16 protein-coding genes are annotated in these 22,600 nt (G+C 66.0%); 8 read left to right on the forward strand and 8 right to left on the reverse strand.

The annotated features are described in order from the left end of the window. Positions 1 to 15: 15 nt before the first annotated feature. The gene (locus W930_RS0121130; protein ID WP_023598161.1) at positions 16 to 2,082 is read right to left on the reverse strand and encodes a carbon starvation CstA family protein; all 2,067 of its coding nucleotides are present in this window, start codon (positions 2,080 to 2,082) and stop codon (positions 16 to 18) included. A gap of 386 nt (positions 2,083 to 2,468) precedes the next feature. On the opposite strand from W930_RS0121130, the gene W930_RS28340 reads away from it, so the two are divergent. Then, entirely contained in the window at positions 2,469 to 3,854 is a 1,386-nt protein-coding gene (locus W930_RS28340; RefSeq protein WP_023598162.1) for a cache domain-containing protein, read from the forward strand. Beyond that, the gene (locus W930_RS0121140) at positions 3,851 to 4,483 is read left to right on the forward strand and encodes a response regulator transcription factor (protein ID WP_023598163.1); all 633 of its coding nucleotides are present in this window, start codon (positions 3,851 to 3,853) and stop codon (positions 4,481 to 4,483) included. The genes W930_RS28340 and W930_RS0121140 overlap by 4 nt, the downstream gene beginning before the upstream one ends. A 282-nt stretch (positions 4,484 to 4,765) precedes the next feature. On the opposite strand, the gene W930_RS0121145 is transcribed toward W930_RS0121140, so the two are convergent. Then, positions 4,766 to 6,652 carry a phosphoenolpyruvate carboxykinase (GTP) gene (locus tag W930_RS0121145; RefSeq protein WP_023872750.1) on the reverse strand — a complete coding sequence of 629 codons (1,887 nt, stop codon included), beginning with the start codon at positions 6,650 to 6,652 and terminating at the stop codon, positions 4,766 to 4,768. Between the two features lie 479 nt (positions 6,653 to 7,131). On the opposite strand from W930_RS0121145, the gene W930_RS0121150 reads away from it, so the two are divergent. Next, complete coding sequence (locus W930_RS0121150) at positions 7,132 to 8,142, forward strand: D-2-hydroxyacid dehydrogenase family protein (protein WP_023598166.1); 1,011 nt, start codon at positions 7,132 to 7,134, stop codon at positions 8,140 to 8,142. Between the two features lie 37 nt (positions 8,143 to 8,179). On the opposite strand, the gene W930_RS0121155 is transcribed toward W930_RS0121150, so the two are convergent. The 3 genes from W930_RS0121155 to W930_RS0121165 form a co-directional block, all read right to left on the reverse strand. After that, positions 8,180 to 9,028: a patatin-like phospholipase family protein gene (locus tag W930_RS0121155; protein WP_023872749.1), complete on the reverse strand. Its 849-nt coding sequence runs from the start codon at positions 9,026 to 9,028 to the stop codon at positions 8,180 to 8,182. Positions 9,029 to 9,172: 144 nt separating this feature from the next. Next, a complete protein-coding gene (locus W930_RS0121160; protein WP_023598168.1) occupies positions 9,173 to 9,574 on the reverse strand; it encodes a PaaI family thioesterase in 402 nt (133 codons plus the stop codon). 134 nt (positions 9,575 to 9,708) lie between these two features. After that, positions 9,709 to 10,296, reverse strand: a complete 588-nt coding sequence (locus W930_RS0121165; protein ID WP_023872747.1) for a hypothetical protein — start codon at positions 10,294 to 10,296, stop codon at positions 9,709 to 9,711. A 381-nt stretch (positions 10,297 to 10,677) separates the two neighbouring features. Between W930_RS0121165 and W930_RS0121175 the strand changes: the two genes are divergently transcribed. After that, positions 10,678 to 11,085, forward strand: a complete 408-nt coding sequence (locus tag W930_RS0121175) for a DoxX family protein (protein WP_023598170.1) — start codon at positions 10,678 to 10,680, stop codon at positions 11,083 to 11,085. A gap of 231 nt (positions 11,086 to 11,316) precedes the next feature. After that, the gene (locus W930_RS0121180; RefSeq protein ID WP_023598171.1) at positions 11,317 to 11,886 is read left to right on the forward strand and encodes a Spy/CpxP family protein refolding chaperone; all 570 of its coding nucleotides are present in this window, start codon (positions 11,317 to 11,319) and stop codon (positions 11,884 to 11,886) included. A gap of 132 nt (positions 11,887 to 12,018) precedes the next feature. On the opposite strand, the gene W930_RS0121185 is transcribed toward W930_RS0121180, so the two are convergent. Together W930_RS0121185 and W930_RS0121190 are read right to left on the reverse strand one after the other, a co-directional pair. Continuing rightward, the gene (locus tag W930_RS0121185; protein WP_023598172.1) at positions 12,019 to 12,705 is read right to left on the reverse strand and encodes a Fe2+-dependent dioxygenase; all 687 of its coding nucleotides are present in this window, start codon (positions 12,703 to 12,705) and stop codon (positions 12,019 to 12,021) included. 34 nt (positions 12,706 to 12,739) lie between these two features. Beyond that, positions 12,740 to 14,983, reverse strand: coding sequence for a TonB-dependent siderophore receptor (locus tag W930_RS0121190; RefSeq protein WP_023872744.1), 2,244 nt, complete (start codon positions 14,981 to 14,983; stop codon positions 12,740 to 12,742). A gap of 731 nt (positions 14,984 to 15,714) precedes the next feature. Here W930_RS0121190 and W930_RS0121195 point away from each other — a divergent pair. From W930_RS0121195 to W930_RS0121205, 3 genes are all read left to right on the forward strand, one after another. After that, positions 15,715 to 19,479, forward strand: coding sequence for an AAA family ATPase (locus tag W930_RS0121195; RefSeq protein WP_080685231.1), 3,765 nt, complete (start codon positions 15,715 to 15,717; stop codon positions 19,477 to 19,479). A 143-nt stretch (positions 19,480 to 19,622) separates the two neighbouring features. Further along, positions 19,623 to 20,234 carry a molybdopterin-dependent oxidoreductase gene (locus tag W930_RS28345; protein ID WP_023598175.1) on the forward strand — a complete coding sequence of 204 codons (612 nt, stop codon included), beginning with the start codon at positions 19,623 to 19,625 and terminating at the stop codon, positions 20,232 to 20,234. Positions 20,235 to 20,309: 75 nt separating this feature from the next. After that, positions 20,310 to 21,422 carry an agmatine/peptidylarginine deiminase gene (locus tag W930_RS0121205; RefSeq protein WP_024788737.1) on the forward strand — a complete coding sequence of 371 codons (1,113 nt, stop codon included), beginning with the start codon at positions 20,310 to 20,312 and terminating at the stop codon, positions 21,420 to 21,422. Between the two features lie 17 nt (positions 21,423 to 21,439). On the opposite strand, the gene W930_RS28350 is transcribed toward W930_RS0121205, so the two are convergent. After that, positions 21,440 to 22,546, reverse strand: a complete 1,107-nt coding sequence (locus W930_RS28350) for a FadR/GntR family transcriptional regulator (protein ID WP_023872741.1) — start codon at positions 22,544 to 22,546, stop codon at positions 21,440 to 21,442. Positions 22,547 to 22,600 lie beyond the last annotated feature (54 nt).

A 22,600-nucleotide genomic window follows, 5' to 3' on the forward strand; every position in this document is an offset into this window, starting at 1 on the left:
GGCTCCTTCGGTTCGTCAGATCTGACGCCCGGCGGGCATCGGCTCGAACGGCGTTTCCTTGGCCGTCGGCTTGTTGGCCTGGCGTGCCACGAGGATGGTGCGAAGCCCGAACAGCGCCACGGCGACCACCACGAACATAAACACCCCGGACAGCGTGGCATCGACATAGTCGTTGAACACGATCTGCTGCATCTGTGCGGCCGACTTCGCGGGCGCCAGCAGTTTGCCGTCGGCCAGCGCGGCCTGGTACTTCGCGGCGTGGGCGAGGAAGCCGACCTTCGGATCCGGGTCGAACATCTTCTGCCAGCCGGCGGTCAGCGTGCAGGCGAGCAGCCACAGCGTCGGCAGGATCGTGACCCAGGCGAAGCGCTCGCGCTTGAGCTTGAACAGCACGCAGGTCGCCAGAATCAGCGCGATGGCGGCGAGCATCTGGTTCGAGATACCGAACAGCGGCCACAGCGTGTTGATGCCGCCCAGCGGATCGACCACGCCCTGATAGAGGAAGTAGCCCCACGCGGCCACGCACAGCGCGGTGGCGATCAGGTTCGCGGGCAGCGAGTCCGTGCGCTTGAGCGACGGCACGAACGTGCCGAGCAGATCCTGCAGCATGAAGCGGCCTGCGCGCGTGCCGGCATCGACGGCGGTCAGGATGAACAGCGCCTCGAACAGGATCGCGAAGTGGTACCAGAAGGCCATCATCGCTTCGCCGCCCGCCACCTGGTGCAGGATGTGCGCCATGCCGACGGCGAGCGTCGGGGCGCCGCCGGCGCGCGAGATGATCGTGTTCTCGCCCACGGCATGCGCGGTGGCGGTGAGCACGTCGGGCGTGATGGTGAAGCCCCAGCCCGAGACGACATGGGCCACGGCCTCCGGCGTCGTGCCGATCACGGCGGCCGGGCTGTTCATCGCGAAGTACACGCCCGGGTCGATCACCGAGGCGGCGACCAGTGCCATGATGGCCACGAACGACTCCATGAGCATGCCGCCGTAGCCGATGAAGCGCGCGTTGAGTTCGTTATCGAGCAGCTTGGGCGTGGTGCCCGACGAGATCAGCGCATGGAAGCCGGACACGGCGCCGCAAGCGATCGTGATGAAGAGGAACGGGAACAACTTGCCCGACCAGACCGGTCCGCTGCCGTCGACGAACTGCGTGAGCGCGGGCATCTTCAGCTCGGGCGCGACAACCAGAATGCCGATCGCCAGCGCCAGGATCGTGCCGATCTTGAGGAACGTCGAAAGGTAGTCGCGCGGCGCGAGCAGCAACCACACCGGGAGCACCGAGGCCACGAAGCCGTAGCCGATCAGCATCCAGGTCAGCTGCTTGCCGTCGAACGTGAACAGCGGCGCAAGCGCTGCGCTGTCATGCACGCTCTGGCCGAAGTAGATCGCGGCCATGAGCATCACGAAGCCGATGATCGACACTTCGCCGATGCGGCCCGGGCGGATGTAGCGCGTGTAGATCCCCATGAACAACGCGATCGGGATCGTGAGCCCGACAGTGAAGGTCCCCCACGGCGACCCCGTGAGTGCCTTGACCACGATCAGCGCCAGCACGGCGAGAATGATGATCATGATCAGGAAGGCGCCGAACAGCGCGATCACGCCGGGGACCATGCCGAGTTCGGACTTCACCAGGTCGCCCAGCGACCGGCCGTCGCGACGCGTGGAGATGAACAGCACCATGAAATCCTGCACGGCGCCGGCGAATACCACGCCCGCGAGAATCCACAACATGCCCGGCAGATACCCCATCTGCGCGGCCAGCACGGGTCCGACCAGCGGTCCGGCGCCGGCGATGGCGGCAAAGTGGTGACCGAACAGCACGTAGCGGTTCGTGGGCACGTAGTCGAGCCCATCGTTGTGACGCCAGGCCGGCGTCATGCGCGTGCCGTCGAGTTGCGCCACACGGGTGGCGATGAATTTGCTGTAGAAGCGATACGCGATCAGGTACACGCAGATGGCTGCGATCACGATCCAGAGTGCGCTGATGGTTTCACCGCGCGATAGGGCCACCGTGCCGAGCGCGCACGCGCCGACGATGGCCACCGCTGCCCAGGGCAGTTGTTGCCAGATGCGATTCATTGTCTCTCCTCGGAACTGCCTCGCGGGCAGCGATCCCGGAACGGCGCCGTTGCAGCGCTGTTCCGCCTCTTGTTTCGGCACCCCGACGGCGCCGCGAACCGTGGCTCTCTGGACACGCCCCTCTTTTCGGGGGTCTGCATGCAGCGAGGGTCGATGACGCCGCCGACGCGGCGCAAGACGGCGGTGTGGGGGCACACCCGCTTGCAGCGCGTCGTCGGGAGGCTTGCCCGCTACCACTCGGCAGCCCCGGCCACGATTCGGCGTGTAGTATTGGCGTTTGACCGCCGTGCCACAAGCGCGGAACTACGCAGGCCGGCTACGTGCTATTACGTAGCGCACCTGCCGCCATACCCGTGAAAAGCGGTGTTGCAGGTCTCCCGAATGCCATGAATCTCCGACAGAAATTTTTCGTCCTGGCGCTACTGCCGGTGGCGTTGGCCATGGTTGCCATCGCGCTTGCCGTGCGTCACCAGGGCAACGAACTCTCGCGCGCGCAGCACGACGCCGTGCAAACGACATCGCTGGCCAACAAGCGGGCCGAGCTGCTGCATTACGTCGGTCTGGCGCGCAATGCCATCGAGCCGCTGTACGACGGCCCCGACACCCCGGCCGCGCGCGAGCAGGCCCTTGCCACGCTGGCCCGCATGGAGTTCGGCAAAGACGGCTACTTTTTCGTCTATGACCTCGAAGGCCGCAGCCTGATGCATCCGCGCCAGCCAGAGCTCGTGGGCCACAATCTCTGGTCGCTCAAGGACGAGTCGGGGGCACCCACGATTCAGCGTCTCATCGCCGCGGCACGCGCCGGCGGCGGCTACGTGCAGTACCCGTGGGAGAAGCCGTCGCTGCATCAGATGGCCCCGAAGCTCGGCTACGTGATCGCGCTGCCGCGCTGGAACTGGATGATCGGCACGGGGATTTATCTCGACGATGTGCAAGCCACGCTGCGCGCGTCGGACGAGCGTGCGCAGGCGAACATCGATCGCACGCTGATCTGGATCACGCTCATCGCGTCGTCGTGTCTGGCCATCGTGGGGCTTTGCGGACTTGTGGTGAACATCACCGAACTCAAGACCGCCGACGCCAAACTGCGCCAGCTCGCGCGTCAAGTGGTGGAGTCGCAGGAAGTCGAGCGTTCACGCATCTCGCGCGAGTTGCACGACGGCATCAGCCAGCTCCTCGTGTCGGTCAAGCTGCTGCTCGAATCGGCGTCGATGCGCCTGCCGGGGTCGCCCGCGGCGGTCAGCGCCACCCTCGGCGTGGCCATCGAGCGATTGAACGGCACGCTCGGCGAGGTCCGCCGGATTTCACAGGCGCTGCGCCCGGCCACACTCGACGACCTCGGACTGGCTGCCGCCATCGATCAGCTCGCGCGCGAGTTCGGCTCGCACGCGGGATTGCCCGTCGACATGCATGTCGAGGGCGAGCCCCCGGTGCTCGACGACAACATCAAGACGATGCTGTATCGCATCGCCCAGGAGGCGTTGACGAACATCGAGCGTCACGCTCACGCGTCGCGCGTCTCGATCCGGCTCATCTTCAAGCCCGACGGCATTCACCTGTCGATCGCCGACGACGGGCGCGGCTTCGACGTGACCGACGTGCACCACGACCCCAGCCACGGCATCGGCTTGCGCAACATGCGCGAGCGTCTCGACGCCGTCGGGGGCATGCTGGGCATCCAGTCGTGGCCCGGCCTCACCACCATCAGCGCGTGGGTCCCGCTCACGCCCGCCGCCGTGAAAGCGGCGCTTCGCGCAACCTCACGCCAATGACGCAAGCCCCTCCCATCCGCCTGCTGTTGATCGACGACCATCCGCTCGTGCGCGACGGACTGCGCGCGCGTTTCGACGCCGCACCGAACCTTCAGGTCGTGGGCGAAGCCGGCAACGCCGCCGAAGCCCTCGCCCGGGCGAAAACGTCGTCGCCGGATCTGGCGTTGATGGACATCAGCATGCGCGGCACGAACGGCATCGAACTGACTGCCCTGTTTCGCGAGCAGTTTCCGCACATCGCCGTGCTGATCCTGTCCATGCATGACAACGCGGAGTACGTCCGCCAGGCCGTGCGCGCCGGCGCGCGCGGCTATGTGCTCAAGGACGCACCGGCGCACGAAATCGTGACCGCCATCGAACGCGTGGCCCGAGGCGACGCGTACTACAGCGCCGCCATCGCCGCGCGCGTGGTGCAGGCCTCGACGTCGCACGCGCCGATCGACTCGCTCACGCCTCGTGAGCGCGAAATCCTCTCGCGCATTGCTCGCGGCCTGGCCAACAAGCAGATCGCGACCGAGATGGATCTCTCGGTCCGCACCGTCGAGACGCATCGCCTGAACATCAAACGCAAGCTCGGCATCGAAGGACAGGCGGAACTGATCAAGTTCGCGGTGGAAAACCGATTGTGATGCAGGCTCGTGAGGCGGCGTCATGAGATGACGGGGCCCCGTGGCGCGGTGGGGTGCCTTCCCGGTTAATGCGCAGTCAGACTGGCGTCACCGGAAGATCGTTGTCCGAACGGAACAACGGAGGAAATGCCATCGCCGCGCAAGCGCGCGAAACCGCCGGAATCCCCACGTCACAAGGCCGTCGGAACGATCACGAGACAAAAAAATCCCGCTGGCGTTTCCACCGGCGGGATCGATTGGCGTTTCGCCTTCAGCGCGCCGGTCATGCCGGCGTGCGCGGCATCACTTGTTCAGGCGACGCTCGATATCGGCCTTCGTGTCCAGCAGTGCCTGAGGCAGGTTTTGCCTGAGCGTTTCGAACAGCTCCGCGTGCAGCTTCAGCTCGTCACGCCATGCGGCCGGATCCATTGAGGTCACCTCGTCGAACTGCGCCGGCGTGAACGACAGCCCGTTCCAGTTCAGGTCTTCGTAACGCGGCGTGATGCCGAACGCGTGCTCCACGCCCTGCGCCTTGCCGTCGATGCGCCCGAGCATCCAGGCCAGCACGCGCATGTTCTCGCCGAAGCCCGGCCATACGAACTTGCCGTCGGCGCCCTTGCGGAACCAGTTCACGCAGTAGATCTTCGGCAGGGTCGCGCCCATCTTGTCGAGATGCGCGCCAGTGTCGAGCCAGTGCTGGAAGTAGTCGCTCATGTTGTAGCCGCAGAACGGCAGCATCGCGAACGGGTCGCGACGCACCACGCCCTGCTGGCCGGCCGCCGCGGCGGTCGTCTCCGAGCCCATCGTCGCGGCCATGTACACGCCTTCGGTCCAGTCGCGCGCCTCGGTCACCAGCGGCACCGTCGTCGAACGACGCCCACCGAAGATGAACGCGTCGATCGGCACGCCGGCCGGGTTCTCCCAATCGGGGTCGATCGACGGGCACTGTGCGGCCGGCGCCGTGAAGCGCGAGTTCGGATGCGCGGCCTTGCGCCCGGTTTCCCGTGCGATCTCCGGCGTCCAGTCCTTGCCCTGCCAGTCGATCAGGTGCGCGGGAGGCGTGTCGGTCAGCCCCTCCCACCACACGTCACCGTCGTCGGTAAGCGCAACGTTGGTGAAGATCACGTTCTCGCCCAGCGTGGCGAGCGCGTTCGGGTTGGTCTTCTCGCTCGTGCCCGGCGCCACGCCGAAGAAGCCGGCTTCCGGGTTGATGGCGTAAAGACGACCATCCTTGCCCGGCTTGATCCAGGCGATGTCGTCGCCGATCGTCTCGACTTTCCAGCCCTCGAAGCCCTTCGGCGCGATGAGCATGGCGAAGTTGGTCTTGCCGCACGCCGACGGGAATGCCGCCGCCACGTGGTATTTCCGGCCTTCGGGCGAGGTCACGCCGAGGATTAGCATGTGTTCGGCGAGCCAGCCTTCGTCACGCCCCATCTTCGAGGCGATGCGCAGCGCGAAACACTTCTTGCCCAGCAGCGCGTTGCCGCCATAGCCCGAGCCGTAGCTCCAGATCTCACGGGTTTCCGGGAAGTGAACGATGTATTTGGTGCTGTTGCACGGCCACGCCACGTCCTTCTCGCCAGCGGCGAGCGGCTTGCCCACGGTGTGCACGCAGGGCACGAACTCGCCGTCCTCGCCGAGCACGTCGTACACATCGCGGCCCATGCGCGTCATGATGCGCATGTTCACCGCCACATAAGGCGTATCGGACAGCTCCACCCCGATGTGCGCGATGGGCGAGCCGAGCGGTCCCATCGAGAACGGCACCACGTACATCGTGCGCCCACGCATGCATCCCTGGAACAGGCCGTCGAGCGTGGTGCGCATCTCGCGCGGGTCGATCCAATGATTGGTCGGGCCGGCGTCTTCGCGCTTCTCGCTGCAAATGAACGTCCGGTCTTCAACGCGCGCGACGTCCGATGGGTCGGACAGCGCGAGAAACGAATTCGGGCGCTTGGCGGGGTTGAGCCGCTGCATCGTACCGGCGGCCACCATCTGGTCGCACAGACGGTCGTACTCTTGCTGGGAGCCGTCGCACCAGACGACGCGCTCGGGCTGGGTATGCGCCGCGATCTGCGACACCCAGTCGATCAGCCTGCGGTGACGCACCCAGGCGGGCAGGTCACGCGTTGCAACATTGGACGAGGAGGAGGCGTTGAGCGCGCTGGCGCTCACACTGGCTTGCGTCATGGGGGTTGTCTCCATGCAGAGTCGAGGAATCGGGACAGGCACCGGGCGTGCGCATCGCGCAGACGCCGGGTGTGCTTTGCGCGGATAGCTTCGCGAGCACGAAATCTCGCAAGGCGGCCCGTCCGGTTGGGGATACCGGCGGGTTGGCAGGGGGCAACACGCGCACCGATACGTGCGCATCAAGCGTCTCGCTCACCAGGTCCGACTTGCTTTTGCGGGGTGGGTTCGATTTTTTGCCATCGTGTTGAGGCGGTTTCGCCATGGTTGCCAGGACACCTGCCATACTATGCAAAACGAGGCGTCAGCATACCACCGCGCAAAATGCGCCGGTGCTGCGTCGCAACAAGGCCGGCCGGGCGTTTTCGCCGACGCGTCCGCCATGTCAACGACCAGTACGCCCGCCCCTTCGCGGCGGCCTCCGACATTGATTCCGTTGGCGCCGGACGCCTCGTCCGGCGCCAACCCGATTACGTTTTGCCATGAAAATTGCCATTCTCGACGACTACCAGGACGCTGTGCGCAAGCTCGACTGCTTCTCCCTGCTGGCCGGTCACGACGTCAAGGTCTTCAACAACACAGTGAAGGGTGTCGGGCAACTGTCCGCCCGGGTCGGCGAAGCGGAAGTGCTCGTCCTGATTCGCGAGCGCACCGCCATCACCGCACAACTCATCGACAAACTGCCGCGACTGCGCGTCATCAGCCAGACCGGTCGCGCCGGCAACCATATCGACATCGAGGCCTGCACCGCGCGCGGCGTGGCCGTGCTCGAAGGCGTGGGCTCGCCGACGGCTCCGGCGGAACTCACCTGGGCCCTGATCATGGCCGCCCAGCGCCGCATTCCCCAATACGTGGCCAGCCTCAAGCACGGCGCATGGCAGCAGTCGGGACTGAAGTCGTCGAGCATGCCGCCGAACTTCGGCCTCGGGCAGGTTTTGCGCGGCCAGACGCTCGGCCTATGGGGCTACGGCAAGATCGGCCGGCTCGTGGCCGGCTATGGCCGCGCGTTCGGCATGGAAGTCATGGTGTGGGGGCGCGAAGGCTCGCGCGAGGCCGCCGCCGCCGACGGTCTGCGCGTGGCCGACAGCAAGGAAGCACTCTTTGCCCAGAGCGACGTGCTGTCGCTGCATCTGCGCCTGAACGACGAAACGCGTCACGTCGTGAAACTGGAAGACCTGTTGCAGATGAAGCCGACCGCCCTGTTCGTGAACACGAGCCGCGCGGAACTGGTGGAAGAAAACGCCCTCATCACGGCCCTGAACCGCGGGCGTCCGGGCATGGCCGCCATCGACGTCTTCGAGAGCGAACCGATTCTGCAAGGCAATCCGCTGCTGCGGCTGGAGAATTGCGTGTGCACGCCGCATATCGGCTACGTGGAGCGCGAGAGCTACGAAATGTATTTCCGCGTGGCGTTCCAGAACATCGTCGACTTCCTGAACGGCGATCGCGCGCACGTCGCGAATCCGGCCGCGCTGCTTGGCTTCGGACGTTGAGGGTGTCGGCCGGCATCGTCGGTCTTCGCAACGGCGCCTACTTCATCGTGTCCAGATGTCGCAGGAACGTCTCGCCGTCGCGCCGGCCCAGTTCGAAGGCCGGACGCATCATGTCGGGGCGCGTGTAATCCCAGCTGGAGATCGGCACCGCCTCTGACGGCTGCACGTACAGCCGGTCCTGCCCCGCGTGATGCTGCGTGAACATCTGCGGGCGCGGATAGCGGCGCGTCACCATCACGAGCACCTGCCCCGGCACGGCGTCCAGCGCGTCGACAGGAACGTTGTCGACCATGCCACCGTCGAGCACGGCCCGCCCCGCGCGCCGCAGAATCGGTGTGAACGGTGGCGTGCACGACGACTGCAGCATCAGGTCGGCGAGATCGGCCGCGGTGCGGCAGTCCTGCGCGCGCACGAATTCCGGCGTGAAGCCCAGGCGGCGTGCGAGCGTGGGATGCAGCGTGCGGCGCACGTGCTTGTCGATGTTGTACGCGACCAGGCCCGCCGCCGTTGCCGAGCGAGGCCCCAGCCAGCGCGGGATGTGCGAGATGCCCACCCGTATTTCCGGCCCCGCGGCAAGCTTGTCGAGCTGCCCGTCGTAGATGTCGAGCAGCGCCTGACGATAAATCCGGTAGTGCGGGAACACACGCTCGCGCCGCAGCAGATTGCCCCAGTAGGCATTCTTGCGATTGCTCGCCAGTGCCTGCCGGTAATAGTCCATCACCCAGTCCGACTCGCGCATGTGCAGCATGCAGGCCGTGGCGGCGCCGGCCGATATCCCGGTGATCACGCGCGGACGCAGCGGCACGTCGCGCGTTACCCGCTCCCAGAATCCGGCCTGCCACCAGCAACGGTTGCCGCCGCCGGCAAATACGATCTGATCGAACATGGATTACCCCGGTGGGTTGATGTGGTGGCGCAATGGCCTTGCGCGTGCGCGGCCATGAGACTTCCGCCGCGATATCCCCGGATCGTCGCATCGTCAACGCAACGCGTCGACCCGAACGGCCGGCGCCCGCCATGCCGCCGACGCTTACAGCAATGCGTAGGTCGTCGTGGCGTGCACGGCCATCTTGCCGGATGCGTCGTGAATCTCGATTTCGCCGAACACCAGGTTCTTGCCGCGACGCAGAATGCGCGCGACGATGCGCAGATCGCCGTCCGTCACGGGGCGCATGAACTGAGTATTGAGCGTGACGGTCGTCATCGGCTGAAAGCCGCCGAGCGCGGCCGACAGCGCCACCACCATCGCCGTGTCTGCCACCGACATGAACACCTGCCCGCAGATCACGCCGCCGGCATGCTTGAAGGCGGCATCGAACGGCAGCCGCAGCTCGCTCTGCTCGGGCCCGACCGCCTCGACCCGCAAATTCAATTGCCGCACCCACGGCGAGACGAGTTCATCGAGCAGCTTCTGCGCTTGCACCAGTTCCATCCTGCCGGTCCTCCGGTTGTCGTTGTGACGCCGATGATAGCCGTAAAACAAGCGCGCCACCCGGCAAGGGGTGGCGCGCTGGTCATGCATGGGAACGCCCGCTCGCGGCGGGCGGCAACGGCCTGGCCGCTTGCTTAGCCGTTCGTCTTGTCGTGACGGATGCGTTGGCTCTGATGGTTCTCGCGGTGCTGAACGCCCGCCTGCTCGCCAGCGCTCACGTGACCGTTCTTTCCGGCATGCGCCTCGGCGGCGTCCACATGCGCCTGGCCGCGCTCGAGATTACCCACCTGCTGGTGGCTCAGCGTGCCGGCGGCCTGACCTTGCGCAATGCGCTTTTCCTGGTTCACGTTGCGCTGAACGTCGGACTGCATGCGCTCCGACGACGCCGACACGGGGTTGCCTGCCTTACCGTTGTGCTTGAGTTGCTCGATCTTCGCGCTTTCCTTGTTCTGTGCCTTCGCGATACGCGCCTGCTCGGCCGCGGTGTCGCCGGTATGGTCGGCGTGCGCCTGCATCCTGTCGATCTTCGCTTCGCCCTTCTCGAGCCTGGAGGCTTCGTGCGTGGTCAGTTGACCGCTCTTGAGCCCGTTCTCGATGCGTTGCTGCTGCTGGATGTCACGTGCGGTTTGCGTGGCAGTGCCCTGTGCAAACGCCTGCGAGGCGAACACACCGCCGAGGGCAACGGTCACGGCGCTCAGAATCAGGGTTTTACGGACGTTCATGATGGAATCCTTAGTGGCTTTGCAATGCTCGATGGACGCCTGAACACCACGATATCGGGTGGGTTCGGCAAACCGGCGGGGACGCTCGGCGGTGGCGGGATTGCCAACGATTCGCCGCGTCCTTATGCGGATTAACGGCGGACCGCGAGACCGCGCCGACAGCGACCGTGTAACCGCGCAGTCCGAAAAGTAACGGCTTGTAATCGGCGCGTCGTGGCCGATTCGCGCCAGGTCCCTGAAATCGCTGGGACACCCGCAGACAGCGCGGTAACGATTTGATACAGTGATGCCCATTTGGCCGGCACGTCACCCTTTGCGCGTGTCACCCCGTTACTCTCAGCCCCCTTTCGCGACCCCGCGATTCAAGAAGGAGCCTCAACCATGCAGAGCACCAGAGACGACCTCGGCAAACTGATCCTGCGCCTCACCCTCGGTATCCTGCTGCTGTTTCACGGCATCAACAAAGTCATCAACGGCGTGGGGTTCATCCAGGGCATGATCACGTCGCACGGTCTGCCGGGCTGGCTCGCCTACGGTGTCTATCTGGGCGAGGTGCTCGCGCCGGTGCTGTTGATCCTGGGCGTGCTCACCCGACTGGGCGGCCTGCTCGTCGTGGGCAACATGATCATCGCCTTCACCCTGGTTCACTTCGGTCAGCTCGGCGACCTCGCGAAGACCGGCGGCTGGGCGCTTGAACTCCAGGGCTTCTACCTGTTCGCCGGCCTTTGCGTGATGCTCTTCGGCGCTGGTCGATACAGCGTGTCGGGCGGTCGCGGCGCCTGGGACTGATTTCATCGGTCGTCCACCGACAGCCCATCGCTCGCGTCGTGTCGCGCGACGGCTTGATCGGCCCGCCCTTGTCGCTCGACGGCAAGGGCGGGCCGAGTCGTTTCGGAATATTGCGAATGTCGGCGCTGGTAACGTCAGGTAATACAGCGGTTGCACTTTGCAACTTCTTCGCCGCGACGATGACTTACTCTGAAACTGCCAATTCCGGCAGTACGCAAAGGAGTTAACACCATGCGCAAACTGAAGATCGCCGCCGCCTCCGTCGCCCTCGCCGCCCTGACCGCCACTTCGATGGTCGGTCTGGCGCACGCCGCAGATGCCACGGCCCCGGCAACGGGACCGAATGCCGCCATGCATCACATGCGCGGCGAACATGGCCCCTGGGGCCTGGGCAACATTCGCCAGTTGCACGATCAATTGAAGCTCAACCCGCAGCAGGAGCAGGCCTGGCAGCAGGCGGTGAACACGTCGAAGCAGAATCGCGACGCCATGCGCAAGAACGGCGAGCAATTCCGCGAGATGTTCGCGCAGGCGAAGGACCAGCAGGTGCTCGATCTGGCCGGCATGCGCGCGGCCCGCGAGAAGGTGTTCGATCAGAACCGTCAGCTGCGCAGCCAGACCGAAGACGCCTGGCTCAACGTGTACAACGGCTTGAACAACGATCAGAAAGTGCTCGTGAGCAACGCCATCAAGGCGCGCTGGGCCAAGATGAAGGCCTGGCACGACAAGGCACGCCAGCACCGCGGTCCGATGCACAAGAGCGCGCCGGCGACGCAGCCGCCCGCAGGCCAGGCTCAATAAGCGCGAGGCCAGCGCCGCCGGGCGCGATCGCCCGGCATGTCGTGAGACGCCCGGTTCCCGGATTGCCCGGGGATCGGGCGTTTTTTTTATGCAGTGCGGCGAACCGGTTGATGCGTTCGCGCGCGCCCCTCGTCAGGTCTCGCTCCAGATGCGCAGCAGGTTGTGATAACAGCCGACCAGCGTGCGTCTCGCGGTGTCGTCGGCGTCCGTCGAATTCAACCGCTGGATCGCGTTGTCCATGTCGAACAGCAGTGTGCGCTGGGTGTCGTCTTTCACGAGACTCTGCACCCAGAAGAAGCACCCCACCCGCGTGCCCCGCGTGATCGGGTTCACGCGATGCAGACTCGTCGCCGGGTAGAGCACCATGTCGCCCGCCGCCAGCTTCACCTCGTGCGCGCCGTACTGATCCTCGATCACCAGTTCGCCGCCGTCGTATTCCTGCGGCGATGCGAGAAAAAGCGTGGCCGAGATATCGGTGCGAATGCGCATGCCACTGCCCGGCTGGAGCCGGATCGCCCCGTCGACATGATTGCCGAAGTGCATGCCTTCACCATAGCGGTTGAACATCGGGGCGTAGACCTTGTTGGGCAGCGCCGCGCTGATGAACAGCGGGTTGCGCTCGAGCGCACCAAGTATCACGTCGCCCAGTTCCCGCGCGACGTCGGAGCGCTCGTCGATCTGCTGGTTTTGCTTGACGGGCGCCCCCTGATAGCCTGCCGTCGCCAGTCCGTCTACCCAGGCAGGTCCCGCACCGTCGAGCCGGGCGCGAACCCGGCTCACCTGATCCGGACTGAGGACATTCGGTATGCGCAGCAACATCGACGGATTTCCTTCGAAAGCGATCGGGATTCGATCAGAACCGGTACGTGCCGGTGAGCATGGCCGTGCGTCCGACACCCGGCACTGCGCGGCCCCCGTCCGACGGAATGAGCGAGTCGAAATACGTCTTGTTGAAGACGTTGAGCAGGTTCAGGCGGATGTCGTACTTCGGTTGATGATAGGCGACGGTGGCGTCCCAGCGAGTATAGCCGCCCACCCGGATCAGGTTGGTGTTCGCGGCATAGCGCATCGACATGTAGTTCATGCCGCCGCCGACTTCCCAGTGTCCGAACGTATAGGTGGACCAGAGGGTCAGGGAATGGCGGGGCGTGTTCGCCAGCGCGTTGCCCTGCGTGCCGTCATTGGCCTGCACGACCTGCGAGTTCAGGAACATGTACCCGCCCATCACTTGCCAGTTCGGCGTGAGGTGTCCAGTTGCGCTCACCTCGGCGCCGCGCACGCGCACCTTGCCCGCGTTGGAGTACTGCCCAGAAGTGCCGGTCTGCGTGCGAGCGTTGTTCTTGGTGATCTGGAACAGTGCGGTGTTGATCGAGAGATTGTCGTCGAACAGATTCCACTTGCTGCCGACCTCGAACGACTCGTTCGTCTCCGGCGGCAGCGCCTGCGTGTTGTTCGTCACGGTCAGCGCTTCGAGCGACGGATTGAACGACGTGCCGTACGAGAAGTAATACGACTGCGCCTCGCTGGGCTGGTAGATCACGCCCGTGCGCACGCTCGTGTAATTGACCGTTTGCGTGGCGTAGCCCGGTGAACTCGTGGTGTTCGAAAGCTGCGCCTTGTAGCGATCCCAGCGCAGGCCGCCCACCCACTTCCAGTGCTTGCTCAGCGCGATCGTGTCGTTCGCATAAAACGCCAGCGTCTGCGCGCTCCCCTGCGCGAAATTGCCCGCGGTGGTCGTCACGTTCGGCAGATTCGCGTAGTACGCCGTGCTATTGGCGGGAATCCAGCCGAGAAACCCCGTGGACTGCCCGGCGCCGGTGCGTGAGTAGGCCTGGTTCTCGTACGTATCGTGCCCGATCTCCGCCCCGGCGATGAGTGTGTGCGTGAATGGCCCGGTGGTGAACGTTTTCACCACGTCGGTCTGGTTGTAAAGCGACGAGTCGGTGATCTTGCGATCGTGACTCTGCAACTGCACCCAGAGCTGATCGAGCGAATACGAGGGAATCCCTGCCGTGCGTCCGGCCGGCAGCGCGGTGAAGCCGCCCGAGCCGTTGCGAATGCCCACCGCGTGCGACGAGGTCTCGATGGCGTCGATGACATAGCGGCTGTACTGCGTCTGGTTGGTGATCTTCAGGCTGTCGTCGACCTTGTGCTCGATCTTCGCCGAGAAGCTCATCACGTCCTGCACCGTGCGATCGGTCGTCAGGCCGTAGAACTGGCTTTTGGAGATGGGCAGCGGACTGCCGTTGTAACCCACCGTGCCGTAGTCCGCCATGTCGCGGTTGTGCTCGATCAGCGCCGAGAGCGTGATCTGCGTGGGGGTACCGATGCCGAGCTTGAGCGTGGGTGCGACGCCCCAGTCCCGATTGTTCATGACGTCGCGCGTGGTATGGATGTCCTGCGCGAACCCATTGATGCGAAAGGCCGCCGTGTCCGAGAGCGGATGATTGAAGTCGAACGTGCCGCGATACCTGTCGTTCGTGCCGATGGTGCCCGACACTTCGTTGAGCGGCTTGAGGTTCGCCTGCTTGCTCACCTGGTTGATGACACCCCCGGTCGATCCGCGGCCGAAGAGCATCGACGACGGCCCCTCGAGCACTTCGATCGAATCGAGATTGAACGTGTCGCGGTAGTACTGGCCGCGATCGCGGAAGCCGTCCAGATAAATGTCGGTGCGCGCGGTGAAGCCGCGCAGATTGATGTTGTTGCCGATCTGCCCGCCCTCGGCACCGCCGAGCGTGATGGCGGGCGAATTGCGCAGGGCATCGGCAAACGACGTTGCGCCCTGCGCCTGCATCACGGCCTTGTCGATCACCGTGACGGACTGCGGAATGTCGCGGATCGCCGTGGGCACCTTGCCGCCGACGGTAGCCATGTCACGCTGGTACTCGTCGCGAATCGACGCGCCCGACACGTCGGTTTGCGGCAACGTTGCGGCGGGAGCGGCCGGCGTGGTTCCGGAGGTGGCGGCTTCGGCTACCGTGGTCGCCTCGGAAACGGCCCCGCCCTGCGCGGCGGCCGAAGCGGAACAGGGAATGGCGAGCGGCGTGGCGAAGAGCGCCATCATCGTGAGCGCGAGGGGCTTGCGTTGCATCATGATCGTTGTCGAAGAACGGCAAAATTACCGCCGATAGGTGAGCGAAACAGTCTGGGTCGCGAATATAAATAAGAATGATTTGCATTTCAATATCTAATTGCTCGACGGCTTCGCTGAATCTCCGCTTGTTTCTCTCGCCATTCGCCATGATTGCGCACCAATGAGGTGCGCGCCGCGGGTAAGTCACTGAAAGCAAGTGCATTGCGCTTTCGACATGGAAGTCTCGTCGCGGCGGCGGCGTGGATGACTCTACGGGTAATCCCCAGGTATGCCGGAATCGTGGTTGCATAATTTTTGTGCAGGGCGCACGCGAATACGGCGAGATCCGCGTTTCGACTGACAAGACGTCAGGCGAACAGGCCCCCCATCGAGCCCCGACGAATGGCATCGATACCGACGGCGTCCGGTTCCCGGTCCAGCGGAAACGCCGTCCCCGCGGAAAGCCGCGTGTATGGCGCAATTCCGACAGTTTCGCGAGAATTTCTCAGGTATTTCCGACGGAGTTCATGCGTGTGTTTATACTTCGGTCTGTAATACGTGAAGCATTTGGCCGGAGCCCCCCCGGAACGGCCTTGGCGTCACGTCGGAGGTCTGGTGGGTTTGGCCCCGAATGCGGTACTCACGCCGCACTCCGAACCGATCGGGCCGGCGCGACGACATCATGAAATTCGCGACACCGGTGCAACACCTCTGCGTGTGCGCCGGTGTTGCCTATTTGCCGTCCAGGGACAATGCAAGCCACCAGATCGCTCTACCTGCTCGGTCCAATGCGGGTCGAACAAGGCAAACAAGCCTGCGCCGTGAAGTACACCAAGGCGCGCGGCTTGCTGGCCTATCTCGCCCTGCAGCCGGGTTATCACACCCGCGGCGCCCTCGCGGACCTGTTCTGGCCCGATGAAGACGGCCAGGGCGGGCGCGACAAGCTCAAGCGCATGCTGTTCCACCTGCGCGACACCCTGGGCGACGAACTCTTCGAATCCGACCGCCAGGTCGTACGACTGCGTCCCGAGACGGGGCTGTGGATCGACGCCCACGTGTTCGCGAGCATGATCGAGCAGGCAAGCCGCTCGCTCGACACCGTCACCGGTCTGGATCTGGCAGCGCAACTGCAGCATCTGGCCGACGCCGTGGCGCTCTATCAGGGACCGTTCCTGCATGGCCTGTCGGTGCGCGACACGCCTGATCTCGAACAATGGATAGAACTCCAACGCGACGAGTACCAGCGCCGCCGCGTCTTCGGTGAGCGCTTGCTCGCCGACGGTTACGCGCGCCTGGGCGATCTCGATCAGGCGCTCGCGCACGCGCGCCAGCTCGTCACGCTCGCGCCGTTCGACGAGTCCGGCTGGCAGTGCCTGCTCGCGTTGCTGCTGCGCGCCGGTCGCCGCGACGAAGCCGAAACCGAATACCGGCGCCTGTGCGACATCCTGCAGGAGGAACTCGGCGAGCTCCCCGGCACGGCGCTCACGCAGTTGCTGGAGACACCTCCCGCGCGCATGGAACAACGCGCCACCGGTCCGGAACGTCGTCAGTTGACGGTCGTGGCCATCGAGTTCTCGCCCAACGGCGGCATGGACGATCCCGATCAGTTCGTGGGCATGATGCGCCCGCCGCTCGTGCAATGCGAAACGATCCTGCGCCAGTCGTGGGGCTACACGTTGCGCACGCCCACTGGCGGCCTGCTTGGCTACTTCGGTTACCCGACCGCGCTGGAAGGCGCCGGGCGCCATGCCGTAGAGGCGGCCATGCGCTGCGTGCACGCCGGCACCGCGCACGTCGGCATCGGCGTGGGCGTGCACACCGGCCTGGTCATCAGTTCGGTCGCCGATGACAGCCCCGACACCGGTGGACGCGTTTCACGCTGCGCCACGCAGCTCGCCGACCTGGCGCTGCCCGGCGAGGTCGTGGTTTGCGACGCCACGCAGCGACTCATCGGCGTGTCGATCGCCACCACGCCGCACGGCAGCGTGCGCGAACGCCACGCCAATCGCGACATTCCGGTCTTTCGCGTCAATCCCGACCCGACCCCGGAACGTCGTTCGCGCCGCCGCGCCGCCATGCTCTTCGGGCGCGATGCCGCGCTCGCCGACCTGGCGGCCGTGCACGCGGCCGTGCGGGCCGCCAACGCCGGACAAGGCCTGCCCGCACTCGTGATCGGCGAAGCGGGTATCGGCAAGTCGGCACTGGTGCGTCACTTCATCGAGACGCGCAGCTTGCGCGCCATCGAACTGACCTGTGCGCAAGACGGTGCCGGCACGCCCTTTCATCCGATCGCGCGCTGGCTGCGCACGCAGTCGTCGGACGACGCTTCGCAATTGCCGCAACCCGCCCTGCTCGCGCACCGGCGCCTTCGCGCGCTGTTCGACATGCAGGCCGACGGCAATGTGCCGCACGCCTGGAAGCAGGCCGTGCTGGACGAAGCGCCCGCCCTGCTCGCCGCCTTGCTGCCCGACGGCGGCGTGCTTGTGCTCGACGATGCGCACTGGGTCGACCCTTCCACGCAGGAACTGCTCGCGTTCATGGCGGAGAACCCGCCCGCCGGTCGTTTGCTCATTGTCTGCGCGCGCCCGGAATTCGAACTGCCCTGGCGCCACACGGTGGCACTGCGCCGCATCGATCTGATGCCCCTCGATGCGGGCGCGGCGGCCTCCATCGTGCGCGCCGCCACGCCCCGCGTCGCACTGCCGGCGGCGATGCGCGAGCGCATTGTGGCACTCGCCGAGGGGGTGCCGCTGTTCCTTCAGGAACTGGCGCGCGCAACCGCCGCGCAGCAAGGCGGACGCGGCGCCGCCAGCGCGATGCCCATGCCCGCGAGCCTGCAGGAGCTGATGATGGCGCGCATCGACGCCGCCGGCAGCGCCAAGCCCGTGGCACACTTCGCATCGTGTCTTGGCCAGGAGTTCGACGCCGTTCTGCTCGCGGCCGCGAGCGGCCGTTCGATGGCGCTCGTCGAGCGCGCGCTCGACACGCTCGTCGCCTGCTCGCTCGTGCACCGCCAGGACAACGGACGCTACGTCTTCCGTCACGCGCTGCTGCACAAGGCCGCATACGATGCGCAACCGCAGGAGCGACGCCAGGACGCCCACCGCCGTATTGCCCTTGCCATGCGCGAACATGGCGCGGCGGCGGTCCATGCGGAGCCTGAAGTGCTTGCCTGGCACTTCCGCCAGGCCGACGAACCCGACGCCGCGATCGAGCACTATCGTCTCGCCGGCCAGTACGCGACCGAGCGCCAGGCGTTCCGCGAAGCCTGCGCGCACTATCAGAGCGCGCTCGACGTGCTGCGTCAGACCGGCGGCGGAGCGCAGACCGCGCAGCGCGAACTGCAACTGCGCATGGCGCTCGGCGTGCCGCTCGTCTCGCTGCATGGGTACGGTTCGGAGCCCGCGCGTCACAACTTCGAGACCGCGCTGGCCCTGGCGCAGCCGATGGGCGACGACATCGCCCTGTTCCCGGTCTACTGGGGGCTGTGGCTCGGGTCCAGTTCGTGGAGCGATTTCGACCGCAGCATCGAACTCGCGCGCAAGCTCATTCTGATCGCCGAGCAGGCCGACGCCGCACCGCTGCTCGCGCACGCCTATTACGCACTGGGCAACAGCCTGTGCTGCCACGGCGACTTCGGCGGCGCCGTCACCGCGCTGGAGACCGGGCTCTCGCACTACCGTGCGGAGCATGCCGACACCGGCCTAGGCGAAGATGCCCGCATCACCGGGTTGTCGTTCCTGTCGTGGGCCTACTGGTTCACCGGGCGCCACGATGCGTCGCTCTCGGCCAGCGAGACCGCGCTGGCGTTGGGGCGTCAGAACGGCCGACGTTACTCGTTCTCGTTCGCCCTGGTGTTCGCGGCGATGTTGCGACGTCTGCGGCGCGAAGTCGCCTCGGCCGAAGCGCTGGCGAGCGAAGCCACCGAAGTGGCGACGGAGACCGGCGTGGCGCTGTGGGCGCTTGCCGGCCAGACGATTCGCGGTTGGGCGCTCGCCTCGCGTGGCGACGCGAGCGGGCTCGAACGCATTACGGACAGTGTCGGACGCCTGAGCGAAATCATGGGCGGCGTCGAGGGCATCTTCTTCGGCATGATGGCCGAGGCATGCGCGGGCACGGGCGATATCGCGCTCGGTCTGCATGTCACCGAACGCGGCGCGCACGTGGCGGCCCGTCGGGCCGACGGCCACTGGCAAGCAGAATTCCTGCGCCAGAAGGGCGACTTCCTGCGCGCGGGACATCATCCCATCGACAGCGTGCGCCCGTGGCTGGAACACGCGCTGCAGATCGCTCAGGCACAGGCTTCGCCGATGCTCACGCTGCGCGCGGCGCTGAGTCTGCTGCGCCTGGGCGACGACAACCCGCAAGGCGACGCCGACTGTGTCGCGATCCTGCGCGATGCCCTCGATGCGCTGGATGGCGGCGAGACGCTGGCGGACGTGCAGGAAGCGCGTGCCATGCTCGCGGAAGTCGCGGCGCGGCGGCCCGAGCGGCGCACCGCCCGATTCGGCAGCTGAGCGGGCCGCCGCACCAGCTCGCCGGTGACGTGCGTCGCCCGCCCATTTAAATAGGGGCTATCAGGCGGATCGTATGTCCGGGCGGCGCCCGGTCGCTATATTGGGACGGCCGGTGCCCCCAATTCACCTACGCCGAATCCGTCATGCCCATCGATTCCCTGCGCGTGCCGTCGACCGCCCCGACGGATGCCCGTCTTGCCACCCGCGCCGAAGCGCGATCGATGGCAAGTCCCTCATCCTCTGCGCCCGCATCCGAGCCAGCAGGCGGGCCCGCAGCCACCCGTTTCCCCGCGCCGCTCGCCTCGCACGAGGTCGTCGTGTCCGGTTGCGTCAAGCGCCGTCACTCCTTCGATCTTTGCGCGCTCAAACGACTGCCCACGCAACTGACGGGAGCGCTCGATGTCGTGTGTCTATCCGGGCGCAAGGTGCGCAGCGCGAGCGACTACAAGGGCGTTCGCCTGAGCGCGCTGCTCGACGTCGCGCAATTACGCATGCCGCAGGCACGCGACTTCACACGCGCCTTCGTGCTGGCACAGGGCGCAGACGGCTACACCGTCATGTTCTCGTGGCATGAGCTCTACAACACGCCCGTCGGCGTAGGCGCGCTCGTCGTCTACGAGCGCGATGGGCAACCGTTGGGCGACGACGAGGGAGGCATCGGCCTAATTTCGACAGGCGATCTGCGCGTGGCGCTGCGCCAGGTGCGTGCGCTCAAGCGGCTCTGCGTCCATCTGGCCGATTCGCCACCGCCCTGAGGTCGTGCGCGCGCACCGGGCGCCCCCTACACTGGCGGCAAATTCTCCCGGCACCTCATTGATGGCAGCGCGACCATGACGGACACCATTTCCAGGCGTACCGCGCCTCGAGCCACCCGCACGGCCACCGGCCGTGCCGACAGCGACGCCGACGCCCCGTCCAACGGCCCCTGGCGCATGCCACCCGAATGGCACCCGCACACGGCGGGCTGGATGGCGTGGCCCGGCCATACGGTCCTGTCGGACACACAGCGCGCCGAAGTCGTCGACGAACTTGGGCGCATCGCCTACGCCATTGCGCAGTTCGAACCGTTGCACGTCGCCGTCGATCCCGCGCATCTCGACGAAGCGTTGCGCCTGCTGCCCGCCAGCGCCACGCTCCACCCCATGCCGGTCGACGATCACTGGATGCGTGACACCGGGCCGACCTTCGTGGTCGACGAGACGGCCGCGCTTCATGCGGTGCGCTGGAACTTCAACAGTTGGGGAAGAAAGCTGCGCCCGATGCCCGCGGCGGACCCGCTCGTGGCCGAACGCGTCGCACTGACGCTCGGCGTGGGTGCGTCGGCCGCGCCGATCGTGGCCGAGGGCGGCTCGCTGCTTGTCGACGGCGAAGGCACGCTGATCGTGACGGAGACTTCGATTCTCAACCCGAACCGCAATCCCGGCCTCACGCGTCGCGAGGCCGAAACGTTGTTCCGCCACTGGCTGGGGGCGACGCACGTGGTGTGGTTGCCGGGTTCCTGGCTCGACACGATCACCGACGGTCATGTCGACGGGGTGGCCAGCTTCGTGCGCCCGGGCGTACTGCTCGCAACGGGTGCGGACGGCGACGACGAGTGGTCGCGTGAAGCGCGTGAAAATCTGCGGGCGCTGCTGCTCGCGCGCGACGCGCGCGGCCGGCATTTCGACATCGGCCTGCTGCGCTCGCCCGACTTCGATGCCCTGCCGACCGATGTGGCGAACGACGCCGACTTTGCGCCCGAGTACGTGAATTTCTATCTGCCGAACGGCGGCGTCGTGATGGCGGCGTTCGGCGATCCGGCGACCGATGCGCATGCGCGCGAAATCGTGCAGCGGGCGTTTCCCGAGCGCCGCATCGTGCAGTTGCCGCTACGCGCCATCGCGCGGCGCGGCGGCGGCGTCCACTGCTGCACGCAGCAACAGCCGGCCGTAGCCGGGCGGTGAACGGCGCGCGCGCAAAGTCAGTCTTCCACGACACGACGCTTTCGCGCCACCGGCGACTTCGCAACGACACCCGCCTTTGCCTTTGCTCTCGCGGACTTCGTTGCTTTCGCCGGCCCGGCCGGCCCGGCCGTCCGGGTGGCCCGAATCGTCTTCGGCACGGCTTTCACCGTCTGCGCCGTGTCACCCTCGCCCGACGTCCTGCGCGGTGTCCGCTTCGTTGCCGCCGCCTCGCGGCCCGCCGACGCCGCACCCGTGGCCGCTTTGCGCCGAGCGCCACCCGCAGGCGCCGACGCCGCCGCGCTGCTGCTCTTGTGCGAGCGCACGCGTTGCTGCATGTCGACGATGTCCGAATCGAGAATGAGGCGTCCGCGCAACTTGCCGTTCATCCGCTTGATGTACGTGCGCGCTTCCTGCATGTGGAACTGCATCAGTTCGCGCACGCGCGACGCATCGCCTTCGCGCGCCGCGTCGGTGATCTGCCGGTGAATGTCGACGTTGGCCGTGCCGAACTTCTCGTGCTCGCGGCGCGGTGTCTCGTTGCCGAACACGATCAGCTGGCGAATCATCTCGTTGACGAGTTCGCACGTGAAACGCAGGAAGCTGTTGGGATTCGCTGCCGCGAGAATGTCGTGAAAGTCGACGTCGGCCTGACGCTGGCGCAGCAGCTCGCGGCGATCCTGCGACGCCGGACTGCAGCACGCCATGTTGTGCTCCAGCGCCTCGAAGTCGGCCTCGGTCAGATGCGGCACCGCGCCGGCGGCGAGCTCGGGCTCGAGCAACTGACGCACCGTGTAGATGTCGTCGATGCTCACTTCCTTGAAGAAGAGATAGTTCTGAAGCAGCTGGAAGGTACGCTCGAGCGGCACTTCCACCACCATGCCGCCGCCCGTCGGACCCGTGCTCACCTTGATGAGCCCCTGCACCTCGAGCGACTTGAGCGCTTCGCGAATGGTGCTCTTCGACACGCCGAACATCTGCTGCAACTCGACTTCGCGCGGCAGACGATCGCCGGGCAGAAGATTGCCTTCCGTGATCAGGCGCTTGATGGCTTCGGCGACCAGATCGCCGCGTTTTTGCTGTTTGATTTCCAACGGCTCGCGCATCGTTTGCGGATCCAATGCCATGTGGCGCCTCGTGAGTTACCGTCGGGAAAGACGGCATCGGCTTCGGGTTTTTTT

Origin of the sequence: Pandoraea sp. E26 (assembly GCF_000681415.1) — a bacterium.
GTDB classification, from domain to species: Bacteria; Pseudomonadota; Gammaproteobacteria; order Burkholderiales; family Burkholderiaceae; genus Pandoraea; species Pandoraea pnomenusa.

What these genes read in the sequence shown, in the direction of transcription:
- W930_RS0121195 (WP_080685231.1), top strand. Translation starts at nt 15,715, where the DNA reads ATGCAAGCCACCAGATCGCTCTACCTGCTCGGTCCAATGCGGGTCGAA.
- W930_RS0121145 (WP_023872750.1), bottom strand. Translation starts at nt 6,652, where the DNA reads ATGACGCAAGCCAGTGTGAGCGCCAGCGCGCTCAACGCCTCCTCCTCG.
- W930_RS0121190 (WP_023872744.1), bottom strand. Translation starts at nt 14,983, where the DNA reads ATGATGCAACGCAAGCCCCTCGCGCTCACGATGATGGCGCTCTTCGCC.
- W930_RS0121165 (WP_023872747.1), bottom strand. Translation starts at nt 10,296, where the DNA reads ATGAACGTCCGTAAAACCCTGATTCTGAGCGCCGTGACCGTTGCCCTC.
- W930_RS0121140 (WP_023598163.1), top strand. Translation starts at nt 3,851, where the DNA reads ATGACGCAAGCCCCTCCCATCCGCCTGCTGTTGATCGACGACCATCCG.
- W930_RS28350 (WP_023872741.1), bottom strand. Translation starts at nt 22,546, where the DNA reads ATGGCATTGGATCCGCAAACGATGCGCGAGCCGTTGGAAATCAAACAG.
- W930_RS0121150 (WP_023598166.1), top strand. Translation starts at nt 7,132, where the DNA reads ATGAAAATTGCCATTCTCGACGACTACCAGGACGCTGTGCGCAAGCTC.
- W930_RS0121180 (WP_023598171.1), top strand. Translation starts at nt 11,317, where the DNA reads ATGCGCAAACTGAAGATCGCCGCCGCCTCCGTCGCCCTCGCCGCCCTG.
- W930_RS0121155 (WP_023872749.1), bottom strand. Translation starts at nt 9,028, where the DNA reads ATGTTCGATCAGATCGTATTTGCCGGCGGCGGCAACCGTTGCTGGTGG.
- W930_RS0121160 (WP_023598168.1), bottom strand. Translation starts at nt 9,574, where the DNA reads ATGGAACTGGTGCAAGCGCAGAAGCTGCTCGATGAACTCGTCTCGCCG.
- W930_RS0121130 (WP_023598161.1), bottom strand. Translation starts at nt 2,082, where the DNA reads ATGAATCGCATCTGGCAACAACTGCCCTGGGCAGCGGTGGCCATCGTC.
- W930_RS0121185 (WP_023598172.1), bottom strand. Translation starts at nt 12,705, where the DNA reads ATGTTGCTGCGCATACCGAATGTCCTCAGTCCGGATCAGGTGAGCCGG.
- W930_RS0121205 (WP_024788737.1), top strand. Translation starts at nt 20,310, where the DNA reads ATGACGGACACCATTTCCAGGCGTACCGCGCCTCGAGCCACCCGCACG.
- W930_RS28340 (WP_023598162.1), top strand. Translation starts at nt 2,469, where the DNA reads ATGAATCTCCGACAGAAATTTTTCGTCCTGGCGCTACTGCCGGTGGCG.
- W930_RS0121175 (WP_023598170.1), top strand. Translation starts at nt 10,678, where the DNA reads ATGCAGAGCACCAGAGACGACCTCGGCAAACTGATCCTGCGCCTCACC.
- W930_RS28345 (WP_023598175.1), top strand. Translation starts at nt 19,623, where the DNA reads ATGCCCATCGATTCCCTGCGCGTGCCGTCGACCGCCCCGACGGATGCC.